General features: G+C 58.5%; 21 protein-coding genes. 6 read left to right on the top strand and 15 right to left on the bottom strand.

What is annotated here, in order from left to right; genetic code table 11:
- Window positions 1-59: 59 nt before the first annotated feature.
- The 5 genes from ltrA to rplU form a co-directional block, all read right to left on the bottom strand.
- Window positions 60-1,337: a group II intron reverse transcriptase/maturase gene (ltrA, locus tag RVM24_RS21205; protein WP_061333421.1), complete on the bottom strand. Its 1,278-nt coding sequence runs from the start codon at window positions 1,335-1,337 to the stop codon at window positions 60-62.
- A 789-nt stretch (window positions 1,338-2,126) separates the two neighbouring features.
- A complete protein-coding gene (proB, locus tag RVM24_RS21200; protein ID WP_431474719.1) occupies window positions 2,127-3,251 on the bottom strand; it encodes a glutamate 5-kinase in 1,125 nt (374 codons plus the stop codon).
- A 30-nt stretch (window positions 3,252-3,281) separates the two neighbouring features.
- Window positions 3,282-4,475, bottom strand: a complete 1,194-nt coding sequence (cgtA, locus tag RVM24_RS21195) for an Obg family GTPase CgtA (protein ID WP_431474718.1) — start codon at window positions 4,473-4,475, stop codon at window positions 3,282-3,284.
- A 136-nt stretch (window positions 4,476-4,611) separates the two neighbouring features.
- Window positions 4,612-4,872 carry a 50S ribosomal protein L27 gene (gene rpmA / locus RVM24_RS21190; protein WP_022987754.1) on the bottom strand — a complete coding sequence of 87 codons (261 nt, stop codon included), beginning with the start codon at window positions 4,870-4,872 and terminating at the stop codon, window positions 4,612-4,614.
- A gap of 35 nt (window positions 4,873-4,907) precedes the next feature.
- A complete protein-coding gene (gene rplU, locus RVM24_RS21185; protein ID WP_061332366.1) occupies window positions 4,908-5,219 on the bottom strand; it encodes a 50S ribosomal protein L21 in 312 nt (103 codons plus the stop codon).
- Between the two features lie 241 nt (window positions 5,220-5,460).
- On the opposite strand from rplU, the gene RVM24_RS21180 reads away from it, so the two are divergent.
- Entirely contained in the window at window positions 5,461-6,429 is a 969-nt protein-coding gene (locus RVM24_RS21180) for a polyprenyl synthetase family protein (RefSeq protein WP_431474717.1), read from the top strand.
- A gap of 47 nt (window positions 6,430-6,476) precedes the next feature.
- Here RVM24_RS21180 and RVM24_RS21175 read toward each other — a convergent pair whose 3' ends face one another.
- Window positions 6,477-7,463 (bottom strand): glutathione S-transferase family protein, encoded by a 987-nt coding sequence (locus RVM24_RS21175; RefSeq protein WP_431474716.1) that lies wholly within the window; start codon window positions 7,461-7,463, stop codon window positions 6,477-6,479.
- A 204-nt stretch (window positions 7,464-7,667) separates the two neighbouring features.
- Between RVM24_RS21175 and RVM24_RS21170 the strand changes: the two genes are divergently transcribed.
- Window positions 7,668-8,582 (top strand): LysR substrate-binding domain-containing protein, encoded by a 915-nt coding sequence (locus tag RVM24_RS21170; protein ID WP_431474715.1) that lies wholly within the window; start codon window positions 7,668-7,670, stop codon window positions 8,580-8,582.
- Between the two features lie 93 nt (window positions 8,583-8,675).
- On the top strand, window positions 8,676-10,202 hold the full coding sequence (locus RVM24_RS21165; RefSeq protein WP_431474714.1) for a WS/DGAT/MGAT family O-acyltransferase: 1,527 nt from the start codon (window positions 8,676-8,678) through the stop codon (window positions 10,200-10,202).
- Between the two features lie 39 nt (window positions 10,203-10,241).
- On the opposite strand, the gene RVM24_RS21160 is transcribed toward RVM24_RS21165, so the two are convergent.
- Window positions 10,242-10,892 carry a DUF2057 family protein gene (locus RVM24_RS21160; RefSeq protein ID WP_431474713.1) on the bottom strand — a complete coding sequence of 217 codons (651 nt, stop codon included), beginning with the start codon at window positions 10,890-10,892 and terminating at the stop codon, window positions 10,242-10,244.
- A gap of 262 nt (window positions 10,893-11,154) precedes the next feature.
- On the opposite strand from RVM24_RS21160, the gene RVM24_RS21155 reads away from it, so the two are divergent.
- Window positions 11,155-11,358, top strand: coding sequence for a DUF6316 family protein (locus RVM24_RS21155; protein ID WP_431474712.1), 204 nt, complete (start codon window positions 11,155-11,157; stop codon window positions 11,356-11,358).
- A 49-nt stretch (window positions 11,359-11,407) separates the two neighbouring features.
- Here the strand turns inward: RVM24_RS21155 and RVM24_RS21150 are convergent, their stop codons facing one another.
- The 8 genes from RVM24_RS21150 to glyA all read right to left on the bottom strand — a co-directional run bounded on the left by RVM24_RS21150 (window position 11,408) and on the right by glyA (window position 18,023).
- Window positions 11,408-11,917, bottom strand: a complete 510-nt coding sequence (locus tag RVM24_RS21150) for a phosphatidylglycerophosphatase A family protein (protein ID WP_061332431.1) — start codon at window positions 11,915-11,917, stop codon at window positions 11,408-11,410.
- 14 nt (window positions 11,918-11,931) lie between these two features.
- Window positions 11,932-12,882, bottom strand: a complete 951-nt coding sequence (thiL, locus tag RVM24_RS21145; protein ID WP_061332372.1) for a thiamine-phosphate kinase — start codon at window positions 12,880-12,882, stop codon at window positions 11,932-11,934.
- 3 nt (window positions 12,883-12,885) lie between these two features.
- The gene (gene nusB / locus RVM24_RS21140; protein WP_072678316.1) at window positions 12,886-13,362 is read right to left on the bottom strand and encodes a transcription antitermination factor NusB; all 477 of its coding nucleotides are present in this window, start codon (window positions 13,360-13,362) and stop codon (window positions 12,886-12,888) included.
- Window positions 13,362-13,838 (bottom strand): 6,7-dimethyl-8-ribityllumazine synthase, encoded by a 477-nt coding sequence (gene ribH, locus RVM24_RS21135; RefSeq protein WP_431474711.1) that lies wholly within the window; start codon window positions 13,836-13,838, stop codon window positions 13,362-13,364. The genes nusB and ribH overlap by 1 nt, the downstream gene beginning before the upstream one ends.
- A 48-nt stretch (window positions 13,839-13,886) precedes the next feature.
- The gene (gene ribBA / locus RVM24_RS21130; RefSeq protein ID WP_072678407.1) at window positions 13,887-15,002 is read right to left on the bottom strand and encodes a bifunctional 3,4-dihydroxy-2-butanone-4-phosphate synthase/GTP cyclohydrolase II; all 1,116 of its coding nucleotides are present in this window, start codon (window positions 15,000-15,002) and stop codon (window positions 13,887-13,889) included.
- A 63-nt stretch (window positions 15,003-15,065) separates the two neighbouring features.
- Complete coding sequence (gene ribD, locus RVM24_RS21125) at window positions 15,066-16,181, bottom strand: bifunctional diaminohydroxyphosphoribosylaminopyrimidine deaminase/5-amino-6-(5-phosphoribosylamino)uracil reductase RibD (protein ID WP_152437326.1); 1,116 nt, start codon at window positions 16,179-16,181, stop codon at window positions 15,066-15,068.
- Window positions 16,178-16,696, bottom strand: coding sequence for a transcriptional regulator NrdR (gene nrdR / locus RVM24_RS21120; RefSeq protein ID WP_058091276.1), 519 nt, complete (start codon window positions 16,694-16,696; stop codon window positions 16,178-16,180). Before nrdR ends, ribD begins: the two co-directional genes overlap by 4 nt.
- A 73-nt stretch (window positions 16,697-16,769) precedes the next feature.
- Window positions 16,770-18,023 (bottom strand): serine hydroxymethyltransferase, encoded by a 1,254-nt coding sequence (gene glyA, locus RVM24_RS21115; RefSeq protein WP_431474710.1) that lies wholly within the window; start codon window positions 18,021-18,023, stop codon window positions 16,770-16,772.
- Between the two features lie 396 nt (window positions 18,024-18,419).
- On the opposite strand from glyA, the gene ettA reads away from it, so the two are divergent.
- Both ettA and radA read left to right on the top strand, forming a co-directional pair.
- Window positions 18,420-20,081 (top strand): energy-dependent translational throttle protein EttA, encoded by a 1,662-nt coding sequence (gene ettA / locus RVM24_RS21110; protein WP_342631849.1) that lies wholly within the window; start codon window positions 18,420-18,422, stop codon window positions 20,079-20,081.
- Between the two features lie 69 nt (window positions 20,082-20,150).
- Entirely contained in the window at window positions 20,151-21,527 is a 1,377-nt protein-coding gene (gene radA / locus RVM24_RS21105; RefSeq protein ID WP_072678320.1) for a DNA repair protein RadA, read from the top strand.
- Window positions 21,528-21,602 lie beyond the last annotated feature (75 nt).

The raw sequence follows: 21,602 nt of genomic DNA, 5'->3' as shown, positions 1-21,602 counted from the left end.
TCACCGCCTCATCCCTCTCACAGAACCGTACATACGGGCCACGTATACGGCTCATGCCATTAACTTACCCCGAATTCGGGGACAGTGATGCCGGTTCTGACCTTGGTCGGATCCACCAACCGTAAGTCATTATGCAGATAGGCATTCGGGATTGCATGGTGGGCCAGCGGTGAGGCCGCATTGCGCCAGCTTTGCATCTTGATGTACCGAAACGGAGGCTTGTAGCCCAACTGTTTCAGCCTCCGATGCAACCGGCCCGGTCTCTTCCACTGTTTGAGCTGGATGCAGCGCAGTCGCCGTCTTAACCAACTCATAACCTGCTTTAGCACCCGCGCACAGTTAGCTACCCGGAAGTAGTTGACAAAGCCCCGTAGCACCGGGTTCAGCTCGCGGATGATCGCCGCAAGTCCGACGCCCCGGTTTCGCCTGGTCAGCGCCTTCAGCTTCTGCTTGAGTGTCACCACCTTCTTGTCCTGGATGCGTGTGTAGTTCGTGTAGATCACCACACCCAGGAACTTCACCCCCTCATCGCTGTTGGCGATGTGGGTCTTGGTGGCGTTAACTGTCAGCTTCAGCTCCCCTTCCAGGTAGCTTTGGGCCACCCGTAACGCATTGCTCGCCCCAGCTCGGGAGGCGCAGAGGATCAGGATATCGTCTGCATAGCGGACAATCCGATGCCCCCGCGCTTTCATGAACTGGTCGAAGGCGTCCAGGTAGACGTTCGCGATCAGCGGACTGATCACGCCGCCCTGCGGGCTGCCCAACGTCGTGTCTTCAAGGTGGTACCCCACCATCACGCCGCTTTCCAGGAACTGGCGCAGCAGTGACAGAACACTGCCGTCCGTGATCCGTCGGCGGAACTGACGGATGATCAGGTCATGGTTCAGGGTGTCGAAGCATTTCGACAGGTCCATATCCACTACCCATGTCCGTCGGTAGCGGCGGACGAATAACTCCGCCTTGCCGATGGCGTGGTGACCACTGCGGCCCGGACGATACCCGTAACTCGACGGGTGGAAGTCCGGCTCGAAGATCGGTTCGATGATTCTGCGCAACGCCTGTTGCACAACCCGGTCCCGAACCGTTGGAATGCCCAGCAAACGTTCACCACCGTCGTCCTTGGCGATGGCCACACGCCTGACCGGGTGCGCCCGATAGCGCTTTTCCTTCAGTTCGAGTAACAGGCACGACAGCTCCACCTCCAGATTCGCCTCAAACGCACTCAGGCTCTGCCCATCGATTCCGGCCGCACCCTTGTTGCGCTTGACGTGCCTGAAGGCTTCATACAAACGCTGTTTTGACAGCAGCTGTCCGTACAAGCTGTAGTAGGTCCTCATGCCTGCTCATCTGTGTGATGACGACTTCGAGGATCGGCCTGGCTGCTGGTCTGTTTCAAACGATCCGTCCGGGTACTAGCACTCTGGCAATCTGCCGCCACGGTCTCGCTCTACTCCCTTGTTCGGTGAACACCAAAGCGACTGCGTTCCCGCAGCACCTCGATGCACATCCCCGCCCCGTCGGGCAGCTTGTGAACGCAGCGTCCACCTATCGCTCGTCGTCCGTCATGCTCGTTAATGACTTCCGCCCTTCGCATCCAACCAGAGCTTTTGACCCTGATCGGCCCGCTGAACCTCCGCCAGCGGTCATTCCGGTTTTGCCCTCCACACTGTTACCAGGCTTCTCGGGCCGGAACTTCGTCACTACTACGGCTTCATCTGCCACCTCACACCCGCTGCGGCCTTGGCTTTCACCTTGAGCCTCAGCGTCCGGTCGAACCGGATAGGGTGCCAGGCTTCCCCGGTTACTGCACCGGCTCCCTGTTAACGATGCCACCCTCAAACACAGCCCAGGTCTGACTGAGTATCGGGCGTCGCGCTATTTTGCACGCTTACCCACCTGGACTGCCGAAGCAGGTTCACTTGCGTTGTGTACCGTTAACCTCCTATAGCTTCCTTCAGACCCTGCCGTTAGCCAACAACGCCCTTGCCAGTCGGATTGTCTTCCCCTCAGCCGGGGTGACGCCACCTTCTTTCAGGTGGCCGGGTTTGCCGGCTTCGCCGGGCAAACAAAAAACCGGCTTCGTGCCGGTTTTTTTGTGCCTGAATTTTACCCGTTATACGAACAACTCAGACCACAACCAGATTATCCCGATGAATCATCTCTTCGTCGGAGACATAACCCAGCACATCGGCAATGCGATCACTTGAGCGGCCGGCAATAGCCCTTGCTTCGTCAGCATCGTAGTTAACAAGCCCGCGGGCAATTTCCCGACCATTCAGGTCAACGCATGACACCATCTCGCCCCGCCGGAACTGGCCGGCAATTGCCTTCACGCCTACCGGCAACAAACTGCGACCGCCCTGGCGCAACACCTTTACCGCACCTTCATCCAGCGTCAATTTACCCCGGGTTTGCAGATGGCTGGCAATCCACTGTTTGCGAGCCGCCATTCTACCCTGCTCTGGAAGCAATAACGTGCCAATCACATCACCCTGCCGCAGACGGGAAATCGCATGCTCGATACGACCGCCGACAATCACGGTAAAGGCACCTGAACGGGCTGCCAGACGGGCTGCCCGCAGCTTCGTCAGCATACCTCCGCGGCCTAGCGCCCCGGCGCCGCCACCCGCCATGGCGTCGAGATCCCGGTCTTCGGCTTTGCGTTCGGTAACCAGTTCTGCATCCTGATGCTTACGTGGGTCCTTGTTAAACAACCCCAACTGGTCGGTAAGGATGATCAGACCATCGGCTTCGATCAGGTTGGCCACCAGCGCGCCCAAGGTATCGTTGTCACCGAAACGGATCTCGTCGGTCACCACCGTATCATTTTCATTGACGATGGGCACCACACCGTAATCCAGAAGCGTGCGCAGCGTGCTGCGGCCGTTCAGGTAACGCTTGCGATCGGAGAGATCATCGTGGGTCAGCAGAATCTGAGCGGTGTGGATATCATGGCGCTTGAACTGCGCCTCCCAGGTTTGCACCAGGCCCATCTGACCGACCGCTGCTGCGGCCTGCAACTCGTGCAAATGCTGGGGCCGTGAGCTCCAGCCCAAGCGACTCATGCCTTCAGCCACCGAGCCTGAGGACACCACCACCACTTCCACGCCTTCGGCAATCAGCTCCGCAATCTGGTCTACCCACAACCCGAGGGCCGCGACATCCAGCCCCTTGCCATCATCGGTAAGCAAGGCACTACCAATTTTGATAACCAGACGTCGAGCCTTTCGGAGCTGGAGGCGTTCACTCATGATTGCGATTCTGTCCCTTGGGGTTGCTGTTTACTCGGGGGCGTAGACCACTTCAACGTCGTAATCGTCGTCGTCAAAGTCATCATCGTCATCGGCTTCTCGCGCAGCCCGGCGAGCCTGTCGATCAGCTTCAATTCTGGCGCGCGCCTCTTCGTCCATCCGGCGGCGACGAGCGGCCTCCTGCTCGGCAACTTCCGGGTTCTCGGCTTCCTGCTCCGCCTGCTCTTCAATCCAGCGCATCACCGCCTGAACCAACGGCTTGGTACCTTCACCACTCAATGCCGAGATGCGGAATACCGGACCTTCCCAACCCAGCTCATCCACGATGGCCCGGCAATGGGCGTCACGATCTTCTTCTGGCACCATATCGACCTTGTTCAGCACCAGCCAACGGGGGCGGCTGGCCAGGGTTTCGCTAAACTTCTCCAACTCGTGAGCAATGGCCTTTACCGCCTCAACGGGGGACGAACCATCGTAAGGCGCCACATCCACCAAGTGCAGCAACAAGCGGGTACGCACCAGATGTTTAAGGAAGCGGATACCCAGCCCTGCGCCCTCGGCAGCGCCTTCGATCAACCCCGGAATGTCGGCAATGACAAAGCTCTGGTGAGCCTGAACACTAACCACACCAAGATTGGGTACCAGCGTGGTAAACGGGTAGTCAGCCACCTTCGGCTTTGCCGCAGATACCGAACGAATGAAAGTAGATTTGCCGGCATTGGGCATGCCCAGTAAACCGACATCCGCAAGAACCTTCAGCTCCAGGCGCAAATTACGGGCCTCACCTTCCGAGCCTTTACTGGTCTGTCGCGGGGCACGATTGACCGATGACTTGAAACGGGTATTCCCCAGGCCATGAAAACCACCCTGGGCCACCTTCAGGCGCTGGCCTTCCTTGGTGAGGTCGCCCAGCACTTCATGGGTATCCATATCCACAACGGTGGTGCCTACCGGTACCGGCAGCACCAGGTCTTCACCCTTGTTACCTGTGCAGTTACGCCCGGCCCCCGGCTCGCCATTCTGGGCCTTGTGTTTGCGCTGGAAGCGGTAATCGATCAGCGTGTTCAGAGCGCTGTCTGCTTCCAGGTAGACAGAGCCGCCATCCCCGCCGTCACCGCCGTCGGGACCACCCTTTGGTACATACTTTTCCCGCCGGAAACTCAGGCAGCCGTGGCCGCCTTTACCGGCTTCAACAATGATGGTGGCTTCGTCTACAAATTTCATACGCCTGATGCCTTTGCATAAACTAAAAAGCCCCGCAGCCTCATGGAAGCTTTGCGGGGCTCCGGATTCACCTGAGGGCTGATCAGATCAGCATATCAGGCTCACCCAAGGTTCGACAGAACCGGATCGCCGCTGCTTACGCAGCCGGAACGATGCTCACGAACTTGCGGTTCTGCGGACCTTTGGTTTCGAACTTCACCTGACCTTCCGCTTTCGCGAACAGGGTGTGGTCCTTGCCAATGCCTACGTTGCTGCCGGCGTGGAAACGGGTGCCACGCTGACGAATGATGATGCTGCCTGCAGTGACAGTCTCACCGCCGTAGCGCTTGACACCAAGTCGTTTCGACTCGGAATCGCGACCGTTACGGGTACTACCTGCTGCCTTTTTATGAGCCATTACCAGCCTCCTTAATTAAGGGGTTATTCGAGGGCTTAGCCCTGGATACCCGTGATCTTGACTTCAGTAAACCACTGACGGTGGCCCTGACGCTTCATGTGATGCTTACGACGACGGAACTTGATGATGTTGATCTTGTCGTGACGACCGTGGCTAACCACTTCAGCGGTCACCTTTGCGCCATCAACTACCGGGGCACCGACTTTTACGTCGTCGCCGTTGGCAACCAGAAGAACACGATCGAACTCAACAGAGCCGCCGGTTTCAACTTCCAGCTTCTCCAGCTTCAGAGTTTCGCCTTCTTTTACACGGTGCTGCTTACCACCGCTAACAATAACTGCGTACATTCATAGTCTCCGCGATTGACCCATCCCTGCTCTTATCCACCTGGTTCTAAGGGAAGCGCTCTGGCGACCCTATTGCAGGGAGCGCAGGTTGGGATGAGTTGGGCGCGTGATTGTACGAAAAGCCGCCGGGCAATACAAGTGAGATTCCCGGGCAAGTTGACACTGTAGGCAGCAATACCTAGCATTGCCGCGTCCTGCCCGAAAACTCAACGAAAACACCAGCAAGGGACGTACCAGCCCGATGACAGCCCAGCGCATCCATGACACCGTGGCGGAAGACTTCAGCCGCGTCAATGACCTGATAATCCAGCGGCTTGCCTCTGACGTCCCAATGGTTGAGAAGATCGCTCAATACATCATTGAAAGCGGCGGTAAACGCCTGAGGCCGCTGCTGGTACTACTATCCAGTCGGGCTGCAGGCTACAGCGAAATCGAACACCTGAAGCTGGCTGCCGTCATCGAGTTCCTGCACACCGCCACCCTGCTCCACGACGATGTGGTCGACACCTCTGACATGCGTCGGGGCCGCAGCACCGCCAACGCAAAATGGGGCAATGCTCCCAGCGTTCTGGTAGGTGATTTCCTCTACGCCCGGGCCTTCGAGATGATGGTGGAACTGGAAAGCCTGCCGATCATGAACGTTCTGTCCCACGCCACGGCGGTGATTGCCGAAGGCGAAGTAATGCAGCTGATGAACGTGAAAAACCCGGATCTTACCGAAGAGCAGTACATGGTGGTCATCCACAACAAGACTGCCATGCTGTTCGAGGCCTCCTCCCACACCGGCGCGCTGCTGGCGGGCGCCGATGACAGGCAAGAAACTGCACTGAAAGACTATGGAAAGCACCTAGGCCTGGCGTTCCAGCTGGTGGACGACGTTCTCGATTATCTGGGCGATGCAGAAGCCATGGGCAAAAACGTGGGCGACGACCTGGCCGAGGGGAAAACCACCCTGCCCCTGATTTATGCCATGGCCAACGGCAGCGATGAAGAGCGACAGCTGATTCGTCAGGCCATCCGCAAAGGCGGGCTGGACGACCTGCCGAAGGTATTGGAGATCGTCAAATCCTCCGGCGCCATTGAATATACCATGGCCAAGGCAAAAGAGCAGGCACGGATCGCCTGCGACCTGCTCACCTGCCTGCCGAAGTCTGAGCACCGGAAGGCCTTGGAGTTGCTGACTGAAGTGGCGGTAGCCCGAGTCAGCTGAGCATCAAACCGGGCGGCAACCCATCAGGCGCCGCCCGTTCTACTGCCTTAGCCAACCTGCTCGCGGCCATGGGGCGCATCGAAGTCCAGATCTGGCCCAACCGGCACCACCTGTGTCGGGTTGATGGTGCGCTGGCTGACATAGTAATGCTGCTTGATCTGACGAATATCCACCGTCTCGGCCACTCCGGGCACCTGGTACAGCTCCCGCACATAACCTGACAGATTCGGATAATCCCGGATCTGCTGGCGATTGCATTTGAAGTGGCTGTAATACACGGCATCAAACCGAATCAACGTGGTGAACAGGCGCCAGTCCGCCTCGGTAAGCTGGCTGCCGGTCAGATAGCGCTTCCCCGCCAGGATCTGCTCAAGCCAGTCCAGAGAATCAAACAGCGCGCTGTAGGCTTCTTCGTATTTGTCCTGTGCAGTCGCGAAGCCGGCCTTGTAAACACCATTGTTAACGGTGTCATAAACCCGCTCGTTCACCGAATCGATCTGCTCGCGCAGCTGTTCCGGGTATAGATCCAGAGCGGAATTCACGCCTTCCAGGCCGTTAAACGCGGAATTGAACATCCGGATGATATCGGCAGACTCATTGCTGACAATGGTTTCCTGCCGCTTATCCCACAACACCGGTACGGTGACCCGACCGGAATAATCTGGCGCGGCCCGAGTGTAGATCTGATGCATAAACTGGGATTGATACAGATGATCCTGGTGAGCCGGATCATCCTCCCGAAACTCCCAGCCATTCTCCACCATGTCCGGATGCACAACCGACACCGAAATGTGACGCTCCAAACCCTTCAGCTTCCGGAATATCAATGTCCGGTGCGCCCAGGGGCAGGCCATAGACACATACAGATGATAGCGCCCGCTCTCGGCCGCAAAGCCGCCCTCCCCCGCCGGACCGGGCGAGCCATCAACCGTTACCCAGTTGCGAAACCGAGCCGCTTCACGCTCAAACTTGCCTCCGGTCTTGTCCGTGTCATACCACTCGTCGTGCCACTGACCATCAACCAACAAACCCATAAAACCTCCTGCTGGGGTCAGACCCCTGTGTATAGACCCCTGTGTATAACTGCAGACTTATCAACAGGGGTCTGACCCCAATTTAACTGTCCACATTAACTCACAGGGGTCTGACCCCGTTTACAAATGTTGGAGACAGGTTACCGGGTGGGCTGGTAGGCTGATAGCAAGCATTTCTGGCAAACACTTTCAGATTATTCGAACATGCATACAGCTATTACGATTGACGCACTCAAAGTGCTGGACGCCATTGACCGCAAGGGCAGTTTTGCAGGGGCTGCCTCGGAGCTGTTCCGGGTGCCTTCCGCCATCAGTTACACGGTTCAGAAGCTCGAAGAGGATCTGAACGTCAGTATCTTTGACCGCAGCGGTCATAAGGCTGTACTGACCTCAGCCGGGCGGTATCTGCTTGAGGAGGGGCGTTCACTGCTGGAAGCCGCGGAGAACCTTGCCCATACCACGCGGCAGGTGGCCCAGGGCTGGGAAACCCGGCTGCGTATTGGCTTTAACTCGCTGCTGCCGGCTGAATGCCTGTTTCCGGCCATTCGGGATTTTCATCAGCTTGGGGTTCCGGTTGATGTGCAGATTATCGAAGAAGTCTTCGCCGGTGCCTGGGATGCCCTGCAAAGCCGTCGCGTTGATATGGTTGTCGGGGCAGACCTGCTGAGCAAACCTGCCGGAGCTTTCGCCACCAAATCACTGGGGGAAGTACCGTTTGTGTTTGCGGTAGGCGCAGAACACCCCCTCGCCAGTGTGACCGGCCCCCTGGCCGAAGCGGATATTGCACAGTATCCCGCAGCGGTAGCGGCGGATACGTCGCGCTCGCTGCCACCCGGCCATGCGGGAATATTCCGGCGCCAGAGAACCCTCACCGTCAGCAACATCGACCAAAAGATTCTAGCCCAGGAGGTAGGTTTGGGAGTTGGCTGGCTGCCCTACCCGAGAATCCGGAACCAGCTCGCCAGGGGCTCGCTTATTGCCAAAGAGACGAGTGAACCCCGCTCCGCCATCAGCGTACATCTGGCCCGCCATAGCGAAGACAAAGGCAAGGCATTGATGTGGTTCTGGGACAGACTCAGCCATGATGAGACCATCCACAAATGGCTTCAACCGGAATAAAATCGAGGCACCGGGGCCAATAGGCCCGATCATGCCATGGGCTATACTCCAAGGCCCGCAACCTTAACCGTGACACACAAGGGAGTGCGCTGGATGCGTCAGCTGTCGGAACTGGATGCCTCGTTTCTCTATCTGGAGTCAGAAACCACCCCCATGCACATTGGCGGTGTGTACCTGTTCGACGCCAGCGGCCTGAGAGATCCCCTGGCATTCAGCACGTTTGTGTCATACCTGCGCAGCCGCCTGCACGTGGTCCCCCTGTTTCGGCAAAAGCTCAAGGAAATCCCCCTGCGCCTGGGGCGCCCCTACTGGATCGATGACCCCAGCTTCAGTATTGAGCGGCACCTGGCCTACGTTAACCTGGGCGAACACGGCAAACAGGCAAGCCTGATGTCTTTGGCATCAAAAATCATGGAAGAGCCGCTAAAACGTGACCGCCCCCTGTGGCACATCACGTTTGTCGACGGCTTTCGCATTGACGACCCGGAAGGTGATAAACAAGGATTTGCGCTGATCGTCAAACTGCACCATGCCGCCATTGATGCCTTCAGTGGCGAGGAGATCATGGGCAAGTTACTGGAATACACACCAGAGCCCCGGCCCATTGCACCGCCACGTCCCTGGCTGGCGCGACCGGAGCCTTCCGAGGAGCGTGTATTTCTTCAGGCCAGCGCCAATATGCTCAAGACCCCCATGCAGGTTGCCTCACTCGCTTACAACGCAGCCGAAGCCACCGCCCGGGGCCTGGTCAAGAAACAGCTGCAGAAGCTGCCGGTGCCCTTCCCGCTGTTCACCGCACCCCACAGTCCGTTTAACCGGCAGATCACCGCCAACCGGCGCATTGTCTCCGCCAGCGTCAGCCTGTCCCGGCTCAAGGCAATCAAGGCCAGCCTCGGAGATGTCACCCTGAACGACGTGGTGCTCGGATTATGCGCTGAGACCCTGCACCGTTACCTCGAACAACAGGGTGGCGACACAGACAAGTCCCTGGTAGCAATGACGCCGATTTCGGTGCGCTCCAGCAGCCTGCGCAAAGCCACCGGCAACCAGATGTCTGCGATGCTGCTGGACCTTGCCACTAACGAACCCAATCCCGCAGCCCGGATCCGACGCATCCATCAGAACGCGGTGGAGTCTGAACCCTACCGGGAAGCCATTGCCGCCGACCGGCTGACCGAACTGCTGCCGTCCACCCTGCTGGCGCTGTCTGCCCGGCTATATTCCGAGCTGCAGGTGGCGCAGCGTTATCACCCGCTCTTCAACCTGCCGATCACCAATGTACCCGGACCACAAGTTCCACTGTTCCTGCAAGGCGCGCGACTGATCCGGCAATACAACACGGCCCCACTGTTCGACAGCCTTGGGCTGGTCATTGTGGCCGTGAGCTATCAAGGACAACTGACTCTGAACTTTACCCTGTGCCCGGACGTGGTTCCCGATGGAGACAGCCTGCAAGACCTGATTGAGGATAGCCTGACCGGGATTGAGGAGTGTCTGCATGACCTCGGCCCTGATCAGGGCCTGGAGACTCCGCACGGCAGCGGCCAAAACCTGACCGATGAGATATTAGGGGCGCTTGAAAACATGATTAGGGGCGGGCTTCAACGCTTTCGTCGATAACTTGGGCCGGGCACCAAAACGCCCGGCCCGCCGACATTATTACTCAAACGCCCAGCGCAGGAAGGTTCGCTTCTCTTCCTCGGTAGCGTGTTCCCACAGAGCTTTCAGGCGTTCCAGCGTGGTCGAGCCCGGTTCGCTGCTGGCGCTACCGCCAGATGCTGCCAAAGGCGTGCGATAACCACTGTACTGTGACGCCCCATCCCACTTGCTGGATTCCGCCACCAGCGTCCCGTTACTGTCAGTGATGGATACAGAAAAGTCTGCCATCATGGCTTCCGCCTGCTGCCGCGACGAAGGCTTGTCAAAACGGAAGCGATACTCTGCGCCCGGCTGGGCATCGAAGCGCACCACTTGTTGGTCGCTCTCCACCGTGTGCACTTTGGATTCACCATCACGCACCACCCCAGTTCGGGCCCATATGGTCTTGTAGGTAAAGACGACCTCGGTTTCGCCGGGCAATAAGCCGTAGTCCAGAGCCAGATCGTCCAGCATGAAGCGGGTCATGTTTGTGCCATTGATGGCGGCCACCTGAATTTCGCCCGGGGCCTTCAATACTGCCGGGTTCGCCGCCCCCTCGGGGTCGCCCTGCCAGGCATCCACTCGCGTCAGTGATGACGCACAACCAAACAAGGTAACGCTCAGCATCAGGACAACCAACTTGAAAACCCTGGAAACGTGACACATACTCATTTCATCTCCTTTTCCTTGAGAGGCCTGGGCGGCCATGACGGGATCACACGCTCTCGCATTCTGACCATCCAGGCCCCGAGGAGCAAGCAAAGCTTTGATAAGCGGGCGCCAAGCACTGGTGATTTTTACCGGGCTCATATAACGCCGATCACAAGAATGTAAAAATTTGTTGAATTAAGCCGCAATTGGATTAATTTTAATCAGGTCGGCAAACAAAACGCGTTGCCCGAGAAGAAAAGAATAAGCGGGCTCAGGAGCAACCATGGACACTCAGCGCAGGACCGGAGAAAACGGCCCGGCACCCTTTCGCAGCAGTCGTTTTTTCTGTGTAGGCAGCAAATGGTATTTCACCACGCGGGAAGGCTTTGACAGCGGTCCCTTTGCGTCCCGGGAACGTGCAGAGATCGGCCTCAAGCGATTTCTGCACGTGGTCAGGATGCTACCGGAAGAACAGCAACTCCATTAAACCTGGCCGAACGGAAGCTCCGGCTGGCCCATCCGCCGGGTAATGTTCTTCAGATGATGAAGGGCATTACCCAAACATCGATACCCCACAAGCAGACCAGGGCCATGAATCCGGCCACCACATCATCCACCATGATCCCCAGCCCTCCTGGCATCCGGGCATCCAGCCAACTGATGGGCCAGGGCTTGACTACATCGAACAGCCGGAACAGCAGAAACGCCATCAATACACCGTAGATCTGGTCCGGGAACAGGCCAAGGGCTATCCACATGCCTACAAACTCGTCCCAGACGATACCTCCATGGTCATGCACCTTGAGCGCGTCTGCGGTTTTCCCACACAACCAGATACCCACCAGGAAAGCCGCCAGAACCACCAGCCAATAGGCAACCGGGGGCAACCAGGCGAAGGTGTACCATACCGGTATCGCCGCCAGGCTCCCCCAGGTGCCGGGCGCCTTTGGCATGGCGCCACTGCCGAAGCCAAAGGCCAGAAAATGCACTGGGTGTCGCAAAAAGCCCGGTGGCAGTATAGCCGTTGGACTGTCTGGTTCATGCATCAGATCTTCGTCCTTCAAACCGATCTCCCAAAATGATCAAATCCGGCGGGTGATTCCGTCATGTCCGCTCCCGTAACGCGCAGCCCCGACGCCTGCTGAATACGCCCTATAATAATCAACCCACCCTGCACCTCCGGTGCCAGGGCAGCGTATTGATCAGGCGCGATGGCCACGCACAATTCATAGTCGTCGCCTGCGGTCAACGCCAGACTGAGCGCCGCAACCCCTTTAAGTCGGCGCAACTCCGGCAACATTGGAATGCTATTGGCGTCCAGCTCAGCACCCACACCGGACTGCTCGAGAATGTGCTCAAGATCCGCCAGCAAGCCATCGGAGATATCGATCGCCGCTGAAGCCCTGCCAATCAGCTGTTGGCCAAGCGCCAGCCTGGGCTCAGGAAAATGGTAGCGAGCCAGCACGGCTTTCTCGTCGGAAGCTGGGGCGGTTGCCTCCAGAAATTCGAGTGCGGCGCCGGCGGCACCCAATGGTCCGGACACGCAGATAAGATCACCCGGGCGGGCGCCAGAGCGCCGGATAGCAGAGCCTTGTGTCACCGTACCGTGTACCTGGATGGAGACCGCCAACGGCCCCCGGGTAGTATCGCCACCGGCCAGAGCAATTCCGAAATTATCACTGGCCTTAGCAAGCCCTTGGGCAAAATCCGCCAACCATTCAGGCTGCGCCTCAGGCAATGTCAGTGCAAGGGTAAAGCAAACAGGTGTAGCGCCCATGGCAGCCAAATCACTGGTGGCTACCGCCAGCGCTCGCCATCCCAGACAGAAAGGGGAATAGTTAGCAGGAAAATGAACGCCTTCAACCAGCGTATCGACTGAGAAGACCAGATCCCGACCCTCGGGAACACGCTGGATAGCGCAATCATCCCCGGGGCCGAGCACAAGCTGATCTGTCATGGCCTTGTTGGCCAGGGGCACAAAGAAGCGACGGATCAGCTCGAATTCACCCATGAATCAACGCGGGCGAGTCTCTGCCAGGCGCAGGCGCTGGCTCAGTTTATCCAGAATACTGTTCACAAACTTGTGGCCTTCGGTACCGCCAAAACGCTTGGCCATCTCGATGCCTTCGTTAATCACCACCTTGTAGGGCACATCAATCCGATGCTTCAGCTCATAGGTGCCCAGGCGGACAATCGCCAGCTCAACCGGATCCACCTCTTTCAGGGGCCGATCAAGGAAAGGCTCGATCAGTTTATCCAGCTCGGCCTGTTCCCGATGGATGCCCCGCAACAAATCCCGGAAATACATGATGTCTACTTTGCTCATGTCATTATCGACCATGAACTCCGCTTCAATGTCAGAGATCGGCGTTTTGCTGAAGTGCCGCTGGTACAGGCCCTGCATGGCAAGGGCCCGTGCCCTGCGCCGATCACCAGCCTTGGGCTGGCCGGTTTTCCCCGGCTGGGGGGAGGTATCACCCGCTTCGTTCATTACTCACCCAACTTTTTGAACAGACTGACCATTTCCAGGGCAGTAATGGCCGCTTCCGCGCCTTTGTTGCCGGCCTTGGTGCCTGAGCGCTCAATGGCCTGTTCGATCGAATCGACGGTCAATACGCCAAAGGTAACCGGAACGTCGGTTTCCAGGCTGACCGCGCCCAAACCACTGGAGGCTTCGCCGGCGACGTATTCGAAGTGCGGCGTGCCACCACGAATAACCGCGCCCAGGGCGATGATGGCATCGTAGTCGGAGGTTTCGGCTACGCGCTTGACTGCCAGCGGCATTTCATAGGCACCCGGTACCCGGATGATGGTGATGTCGTCTTTGGAAATACCGTGGCGCAACAGGGTATCTACAGCCCCATCTACAAGACTTTCAACCACAAAACCATTAAACCGGCCAACCACCAGGGCGTAACGGCCGCCGCACTGGGTGAAATCACCTTCAATTACTTTGATATCTGCCATCTTGGGCTCCTTCGCGAGCTGCGGCACTCAGAGCCGCAGCCGGGTTTATCATTCGGGGGTGTAGGGTACGTATTCCACAACTTCCAGATCGAAACCGGAAATGGCAGAGAATTTTACCGGCGGGCTCAACAAGCGCATTTTACCTACGCCGATATCCCGCAGAATCTGAGAACCGGTTCCGACGGTGAAGTACACGCCAGAACTGCCTTTCCCGGCAGATGCTGTGCCCTCGTCGTAGAATTCCTGGATTCGATCTTCCAGGTTATAGCTGTCTTCAGCGCTGTTCAGTAGAACCACAACGCCACGCCCTTCCTCAGCCACTTTCTCAAGGGCATGATGCAATGGCCAACTGCGCGAGTCCTTACGACGTGCACCCAACAGATCCCGAAGGGTATCGGTGATGTGTACACGCACAAACACAGGCTCTTCAGGGGCAATATCTCCCATCACCATGGCCAGGTGGGTGGCACCCTGAATGTTGTCTCGGTAGGTACGTAACTTGAAAAGACCATACTCGGTATCCAGGTCGTGCTCTTCCACGCACTCCACGGTTTTTTCATTCATGGTGCGGTAGTGGATCAGGTCGGCGATGGTGCCGATTTTCAGGTCATGCTCTTCTGCGAATCTTTCCAGGTCTTCACGGCGCGCCATGGAACCGTCGTCATTCATGATTTCACAGATCACACCGGCAGGCTCGCAACCGGCAAGAGCCGCCAGGTCACAGGAGGCTTCGGTGTGCCCGGCCCGGCTCAACACCCCACCAGGATCAGACATCAAGGGGAAAATATGGCCCGGCTGAACCAGGTCTGACGCCTTGGCATTGCGGGCAACCGCCGCTTGTACCGTGCGGGCGCGATCAGCCGCAGAGATACCGGTGGTCACGCCTTCACGCGCCTCGATAGACAGCGTGAACTTGGTGCCGAAGCCGGAAGCATTCTGCTGCACCATCAACGGCAAGCCCAGCTGTTCGCACCGGTCTCGGGTCATCGGCATACAGATCAGGCCCCGGCCAAAGCGAGCCATGAAATTGATCGCTTCCGGCGTGCAATGTTCTGCAGCCATTACCAGATCGCCCTCGTTCTCGCGATCCTCATCGTCCATCAGGATCACCATTTTGCCCTGGCGGATGTCTTCGATGATGTCTTCAATGCTGTTCAGTGCCATACGGTTCTGCACCCTGTCACCCTGGCCGCATCTTGCTGCGACCGAAGGGAATGAATTGAATGATTAGCTGCGGGCCAGGATCAGCCTCTGATCCTCACCCACCTGACGCCGATCCAGCACTTTCCATTGCACTTTATCAGCCATTGTTTCAAGCGGCAGATGAGCGGTTGGTCGCCCGGTGCTGCCCAGAAATACCGGCGCCTGATACAACCAGAGTTCATCCACAAGGTTTTCCCGAATGAACGTTCCGGCCAAGGTTGGCCCCGCCTCTACCAATAATTCGTTGATGCCAAGTTCGCCCAGGGCATCCAGCAGCTCAGCAAGGTCAACACCATTATCTTTCCAGGCCACACCGGTCAGGCTAACGCCCAGCGCGGCCAGATCCTGCGCCGGCGCCGATGCCAGTGCCGAACTGGCGCAGAACACCTGAACATTGCCCCCCTGGAGAATACGCGCCGTCGCCGGTGTACGGGCGTCCCGGTCGGCAATAACCCGCAGAGGCTGGCGTGAGGGATCCGTGGCATCACCAATCTCCCCCATTTCATCCCGACGCACCGTCAACGATGGGTCATCCGCCAGAACCGTGCCTACTCCCGTCAGGATAGCATCGCTGATGGCGCGCAGCCGCTGCACGTCCCTCCGGGCTTCGGGCCCGGTGATCCACTGGCTTTCGCCAGAGGCCATGGCGGTGCGGCCATCCAGGCTGGCGGCCATTTTCAGGCGAACCCAGGGCCGGCCAGTATTCATGCGTTTCATAAAGCCGGGGTTCAAGCGAACCGCTTCATCAGCCATCAACCCCTCGGTCACCTTGATGCCGGCATCCCGGAGCATGTCCAGCCCCCGGCCAGACACTGACGGATTAGGATCTTTAGTCGCGGCAAATACCTGCGCCACGCCAGCGTCAATCAACGCTCTGGCACAGGGCGGCGTTCGGCCATAATGGCTGCAGGGCTCTAGCGTGACATACGCAGTCGCCCCACGGGCATCCTGGCCGGCCTGGCTCAGAGCGCGAACTTCTGCGTGAGCCTCTCCGGCACGTTCGTGCCAGCCTTCTCCGACGATGCGGTTGCCCTTGGCGATCACACAGCCAACCCGGGGGTTGGGGTGGGTAGAATAGCGGCCACGCCAGGCCAACTGAATGGCCCGGGCCATCATCGCCCGGTCACGGTCTGCAATCATGCCTTGCCTTTTCCGGACTGCTTGTCGGCCAACGCCCTTGCCACATCAGCCGCGGTTTCACCATTACCCTGAGACAATCGCTCAATCTCTTCCTTGAACTCGTTGATGTCCTGAAAGCTGCGATAAACAGAGGCAAAGCGAACGTAGGCCACTTTGTCGAGCTGACGCAACTCGGTCATCACTTCCTCACCGAGCTGCATAGACTTTACTTCACGCTCACCGGTGGAACGCAGGCGGTACTTGATACGGTTCAGGGCAGCGTCGATTTCCTCGATGCTGACCGGCCGCTTTTCCAGCGCCTTCATCAGGCCTGCCCGAAGCTTTTCTTCATCGAATGGCTGCCGGGTGCCATCCTGCTTGACCACGCGCGGCATCACCAGCTCAGCGTTTTCAAACGTAGTGAACCGCTCCCGGCAGGACAAACACTCCCTGCGGCGGCGAACCTGATCACCTTCAGCCACCAGGCGCGAATCAATCACCTTGGTATCGGCTTCACCACAGAAAGGACAATGCATAATTCAGATGCTCCGGAAAGGAAGAACCCGGGGCTCCCTCAGGAGCGCCCGGGCAGTCTTGTTACGCTATCGCTCAGCCGTAGACCGGGAAGCGGGCACACACCGCTTCTACCTGCTCACGCACACGGCTGATGGTTGCTTCGTCTTCAAGGTTGTCCAGGATGTCACACATCCAGCCAGCCAGATCACGGCACTCGGTTTCCTTGAAACCACGAGTGGTAACGGCCGGGGTACCGATGCGCAGGCCTGAGGTCACAAACGGTGAACGCGGGTCGTTCGGGACAGCGTTCTTGTTCACGGTGATGTGCGCCTTGCCCAGAGCGGCATCGGCGTCTTTACCGGTGATGTCCTGCTTGATCAGGCTGACCAGGAACAGATGGTTCTTGGTACCGCCGGACACCACGTCAAAGCCACGCGCAACAAACACTTCGGCCATGGCCGCAGCGTTCTTCACCACTTGCTGCTGGTAAGCCTTGAACTCGTCGCTCATGGCTTCCTTGAAGCACACGGCCTTGGCTGCAATCACGTGCATCAGCGGGCCACCCTGACCGCCGGGGAAGACGGCAGAGTTCAGTTTCTTCTGCAGATCTTCATCATCACAGGCCAGGATCAGGCCACCGCGGGGGCCGCGCAGGGTTTTGTGAGTGGTGGTTGCAACCACGTGGGCGTGTGGCACCGGGTCCGGATACACGCCAGCAGCAACCAGGCCAGCCACATGAGCCATGTCCACAAACAGGTAGGCGCCAACCTTGTCGGCGATGGCACGGAAGCGGGCAAAGTCCAGCTCCTGGGAGTAGGCTGAGAAGCCGGCAATGATCATCTTCGGCTTGTGCTCAACCGCCAGCGCCTCGATTTCGTCGTAGTCCAGCAAGCCGGTGTCGGTGTTGATACCGTACTGAACGGCGTTATAGATCTTGCCAGAGAAGTTGACGCTGGCACCGTGGGTCAGGTGACCACCGTGGGCCAGGCTCATACCCAGAACGGTATCGCCGGGCTTGAGCAGGGCCATGAACACGGCAGAGTTGGCCTGGGAGCCGGAGTGGGGCTGAACGTTGGCGTAGGCAGCACCGAACAGTTCCTTGGCACGGGCGATGGCCAGGTCTTCAGCAATGTCGACAAACTCACAGCCGCCGTAGTAACGCTTGCCGGGATAACCTTCGGCGTACTTGTTGGTCAGCACACTGCCCTGGGCTTCCATCACCCGCGGGCTGGTGTAGTTTTCAGACGCGATCAGTTCGATGTGCGCTTCCTGACGCTTCTCTTCCGCCTGCATGGCGTTCCAAAGTTCGTCATCGAAACCGGCGATTTTCATATCACGATTAAACATGGATGTGCTGCCCCTGTCTGTATGGCTGGCCCGGCGCTGCCTCTTTGCATGCCGTAACCCCTGAAAAATTGGGCCGCTATTCTATCCCGAAAGCGGGTTAAAAATCATCCTTTATGCCGTCCGCAGATACCGGCACACCGAGGATCCCGATTTTCACTCAATTGCTATCCCGGATAGGTTTAGATACCTTAGCCGATCAACATTCAATGGTGTCTACTTTGGCAGTGACGGCCTTCGGGGTGGGCGATTCGGGATACGCTGTGAATACGTCCCTGTACGCTCCGCAAAAACATCCCTGTTTTTGAGGATCCCGAATCGCCCACCCCGAAGGCCTTAGCCAGACACCTGTCGTGTTTTCTGTTATCTACGCGAATTTCGGATAAGGATTCTGCCAATATGGCCCAGTACGTATACACCATGAACCGCGTGGGCAAGGTGGTACCACCCAAGCGGGAGATTCTGAAAGACATTTCCCTGAGCTTCTTCCCGGGCGCCAAAATCGGCGTACTGGGCCTGAACGGCTCCGGTAAATCCACCCTGCTCCGTATTATGGCGGGTGTCGACCAGGATTACATCGGCGAAGCCCGGCCCCAGCCCGGCATCAATGTCGGCTACCTGCCCCAGGAGCCGGAGCTGGACGAAGAAAAAACCGTCAAGGAAATCGTCGACGAGTCCGTTGCCCACGTGCACAACGCCCTGGCCGAACTGGACCAGGTATACGCCGCGTACGCAGAGCCGGATGCCGATTTCGACGCCCTGGCCAAGAAACAGGGCGAACTGGAAGCCATCATCCAGGCCACTGACGGGCACGATATCGAACGCAAGATGGAAGTGGCCGCCGATGCGCTGCGCCTGCCAGCCTGGGATCAGAAAGTCAAAGTGCTGTCCGGTGGCGAGCGCCGCCGTGTGGCCCTGTGCCGCCTGCTGCTGTCTGGCCCGGACATGCTGCTCCTGGACGAGCCGACCAACCACCTGGACGCGGAGTCCGTGGCCTGGCTGGAGCGCTTCCTGCACGATTACGACGGCACGGTGGTCGCCATCACCCACGACCGTTACTTCCTCGACAACGTCGCCGGCTGGATTCTGGAGCTGGACCGGGGCCACGGCATCCCGTTCGAGGGCAATTACAGCCAGTGGCTGGAGAACAAAGAAAAACGCCTGGAAATGGAAGCCAAGCAGGAAGCCTCGCACCAGAAAGCCATCAAGCAGGAGCTTGAGTGGGTGCGCTCCAACGCCAAAGGCCGCCAGTCCAAGAGCAAGGCCCGTCTGGCCCGCTTTGAGGAGATGAGCTCTCAGGAGTTCCAGAAACGTAACGAGACCAACGAACTGTACATCCCGCCCGGACCACGCCTGGGTGGCAAGGTGATCGAAGTGGAGGGCATCAGCAAGGCCTTCGATGATCGCCTGCTATATGAAAACGTGTCTTTCAGCGTACCGCCGGGCGCCATTGTCGGCATCATCGGTGGTAACGGTGCCGGTAAATCCACGCTGTTCAAGATGATTGCTGGCATGGACCAACCAAACTCCGGCACTATCACCGTGGGCGAAACCGTTGAGCTCGCTTACGTGGATCAGATGCGCGACCTGGACGGCAGTAAAACCGTGTGGGAAGAGCTGTCCGACGGCAACGACATCATCAAGGTTGGCAACTACGAAACACCTTCCCGCGCTTATGTGGGCCGCTTCAATTTCAAGGGCACCGACCAGCAAAAGCGGGTAGGCGATCTCTCCGGTGGTGAGCGTAACCGCCTGCACCTGGCCAAGCTCCTAAAGCAAGGCGGCAACGTGTTGCTGCTGGACGAACCTACCAACGATCTGGACGTGGAAACCCTGCGCGCACTGGAAGAAGCCATTCTGAACTTCCCCGGCTCCGCTCTGATCATCTCGCACGATCGCTGGTTCCTGGACCGTGTGGCCAGCCACATTCTGGCGTTCGAGGATGACGGTGAGGTGGTGTACTTTGAAGGCAACTTCACCGATTACGACGCCGACTTCAAGAAGCGCAAAGGGGAATCTGCCATGCAGCCCAAGCGCATGAAGTACAAGAAGCTGGCGTAACTGTGGTACTGAGCCGGCGTTTGCCGGCTCGCTCCTCCCGCCCCGATTTGCCCGATACGGAATTCTGCCATGGCCAAAGCCAAAACCGCCTTTGTATGCACCGAGTGCGGTGCGGATTACTCCAAGTGGCAGGGCCAGTGCACGGCCTGCCAGGCCTGGAACACCATCAGCGAAGTACGCGGCGTTTCCGGCCCCGGCAAGGGTGCACGCAGCGCCCGGTTTGAGGGCTACGCGGGCAGCCTATCCGAGGTCAAAAGCCTGGACGAAGTCAGCTTGGCCGAGCAGGCCCGCATCAGCACCGGCATGCAGGAGTTCGACCGGGTGCTGGGCGGCGGCTTGGTGGAGGGTTCCGCGGTATTGATGGGCGGCCACCCCGGCGCGGGCAAAAGCACCCTGCTGCTGCAGGCGGTTTGCCAACTGGCCGAGCAGCACCCGGCGCTTTACGTCACCGGTGAGGAATCCCTGCAACAGGTGGCCATGCGCGCCAAGCGGCTGGGGTTGCCCACCAAAGACCTGAAAATGCTCTCGGAAACGTCCGTGGAGCGTTTGATGCAGGTGGCGGAAATGGAGAAGCCCCGCATTCTGGTGATCGACAGTATCCAGGTGATGCACGTGGCCGATATCGAATCCGCCCCGGGCTCAGTCTCCCAGGTGCGGGAGAGCGCTGCCTTCCTCACCCGCTTTGCCAAGCAAACAGGCACCATCCTGCTATTGGTTGGCCACGTTACCAAAGACGGCAGCCTGGCCGGACCGAAGGTGCTGGAGCACATGATCGATTGCTCCATCCTACTGGAAGGCTCCAGCGACAGCCGCTACCGCACCCTGCGGGGCATCAAGAACCGTTTCGGCGCGGTAAACGAGCTAGGCGTGTTTGCGATGCTGGAACAAGGCCTGAAGGAAGTGAAAAACCCCAGCGCCATTTTCCTGAACCGGGGCGAAGAGGCCGCTCCCGGCAGTGTGGTGATGGTGGTCTGGGAAGGCACCCGGCCCATGCTGGTGGAAATCCAGGCACTGGTGGACATGGCCCAGGGCAGCTACCCACGTCGTGTGGCCGTGGGCACCGACCAGAACCGCCTGGCGATGCTTCTGGCCGTTCTGCACCGCCATGGTGGCATGCATGTGGCGGATCAGGATGTGTTCGTGAACGTGGTGGCAGGTGTGAAGGTCAACGAAACCAGCGCGGACCTTGCTCTGTTGTCGGCGGTGGTGTCATCGTTCAGGAATCGGGCGCTGCCGCAGGATCTGGTGATTTTCGGAGAAGTGGGCCTGTCCGGCGAGATCCGGCCGGTGCCGAATGGTCAGGAGCGGATTTACGAGGCAGCCAAGCACGGCTTCACTCGGGCTTTGGTTCCCAAGGCTAACGTTCCGCGCAAGCCTGTGGAAGGCATGAAGGTCATTCCGGTGACCAAGCTTTCTGATGCCCTTTCGGCTTTGGAAGAGCTTTAGTTAACGGCCCCGAGCCTTATGGCTCCAGAGTTAGGGCAGTGTTGGAGCGCCTTTCAAAAAAACGCTACGAGCACA

The organism is Marinobacter sp. KM021, assembly GCF_050707965.1.
Classification (GTDB): domain Bacteria; phylum Pseudomonadota; class Gammaproteobacteria; order Pseudomonadales; family Oleiphilaceae; genus Marinobacter; species Marinobacter shengliensis.
This window is presented reverse-complemented; position numbering and strand designations above follow the sequence as displayed.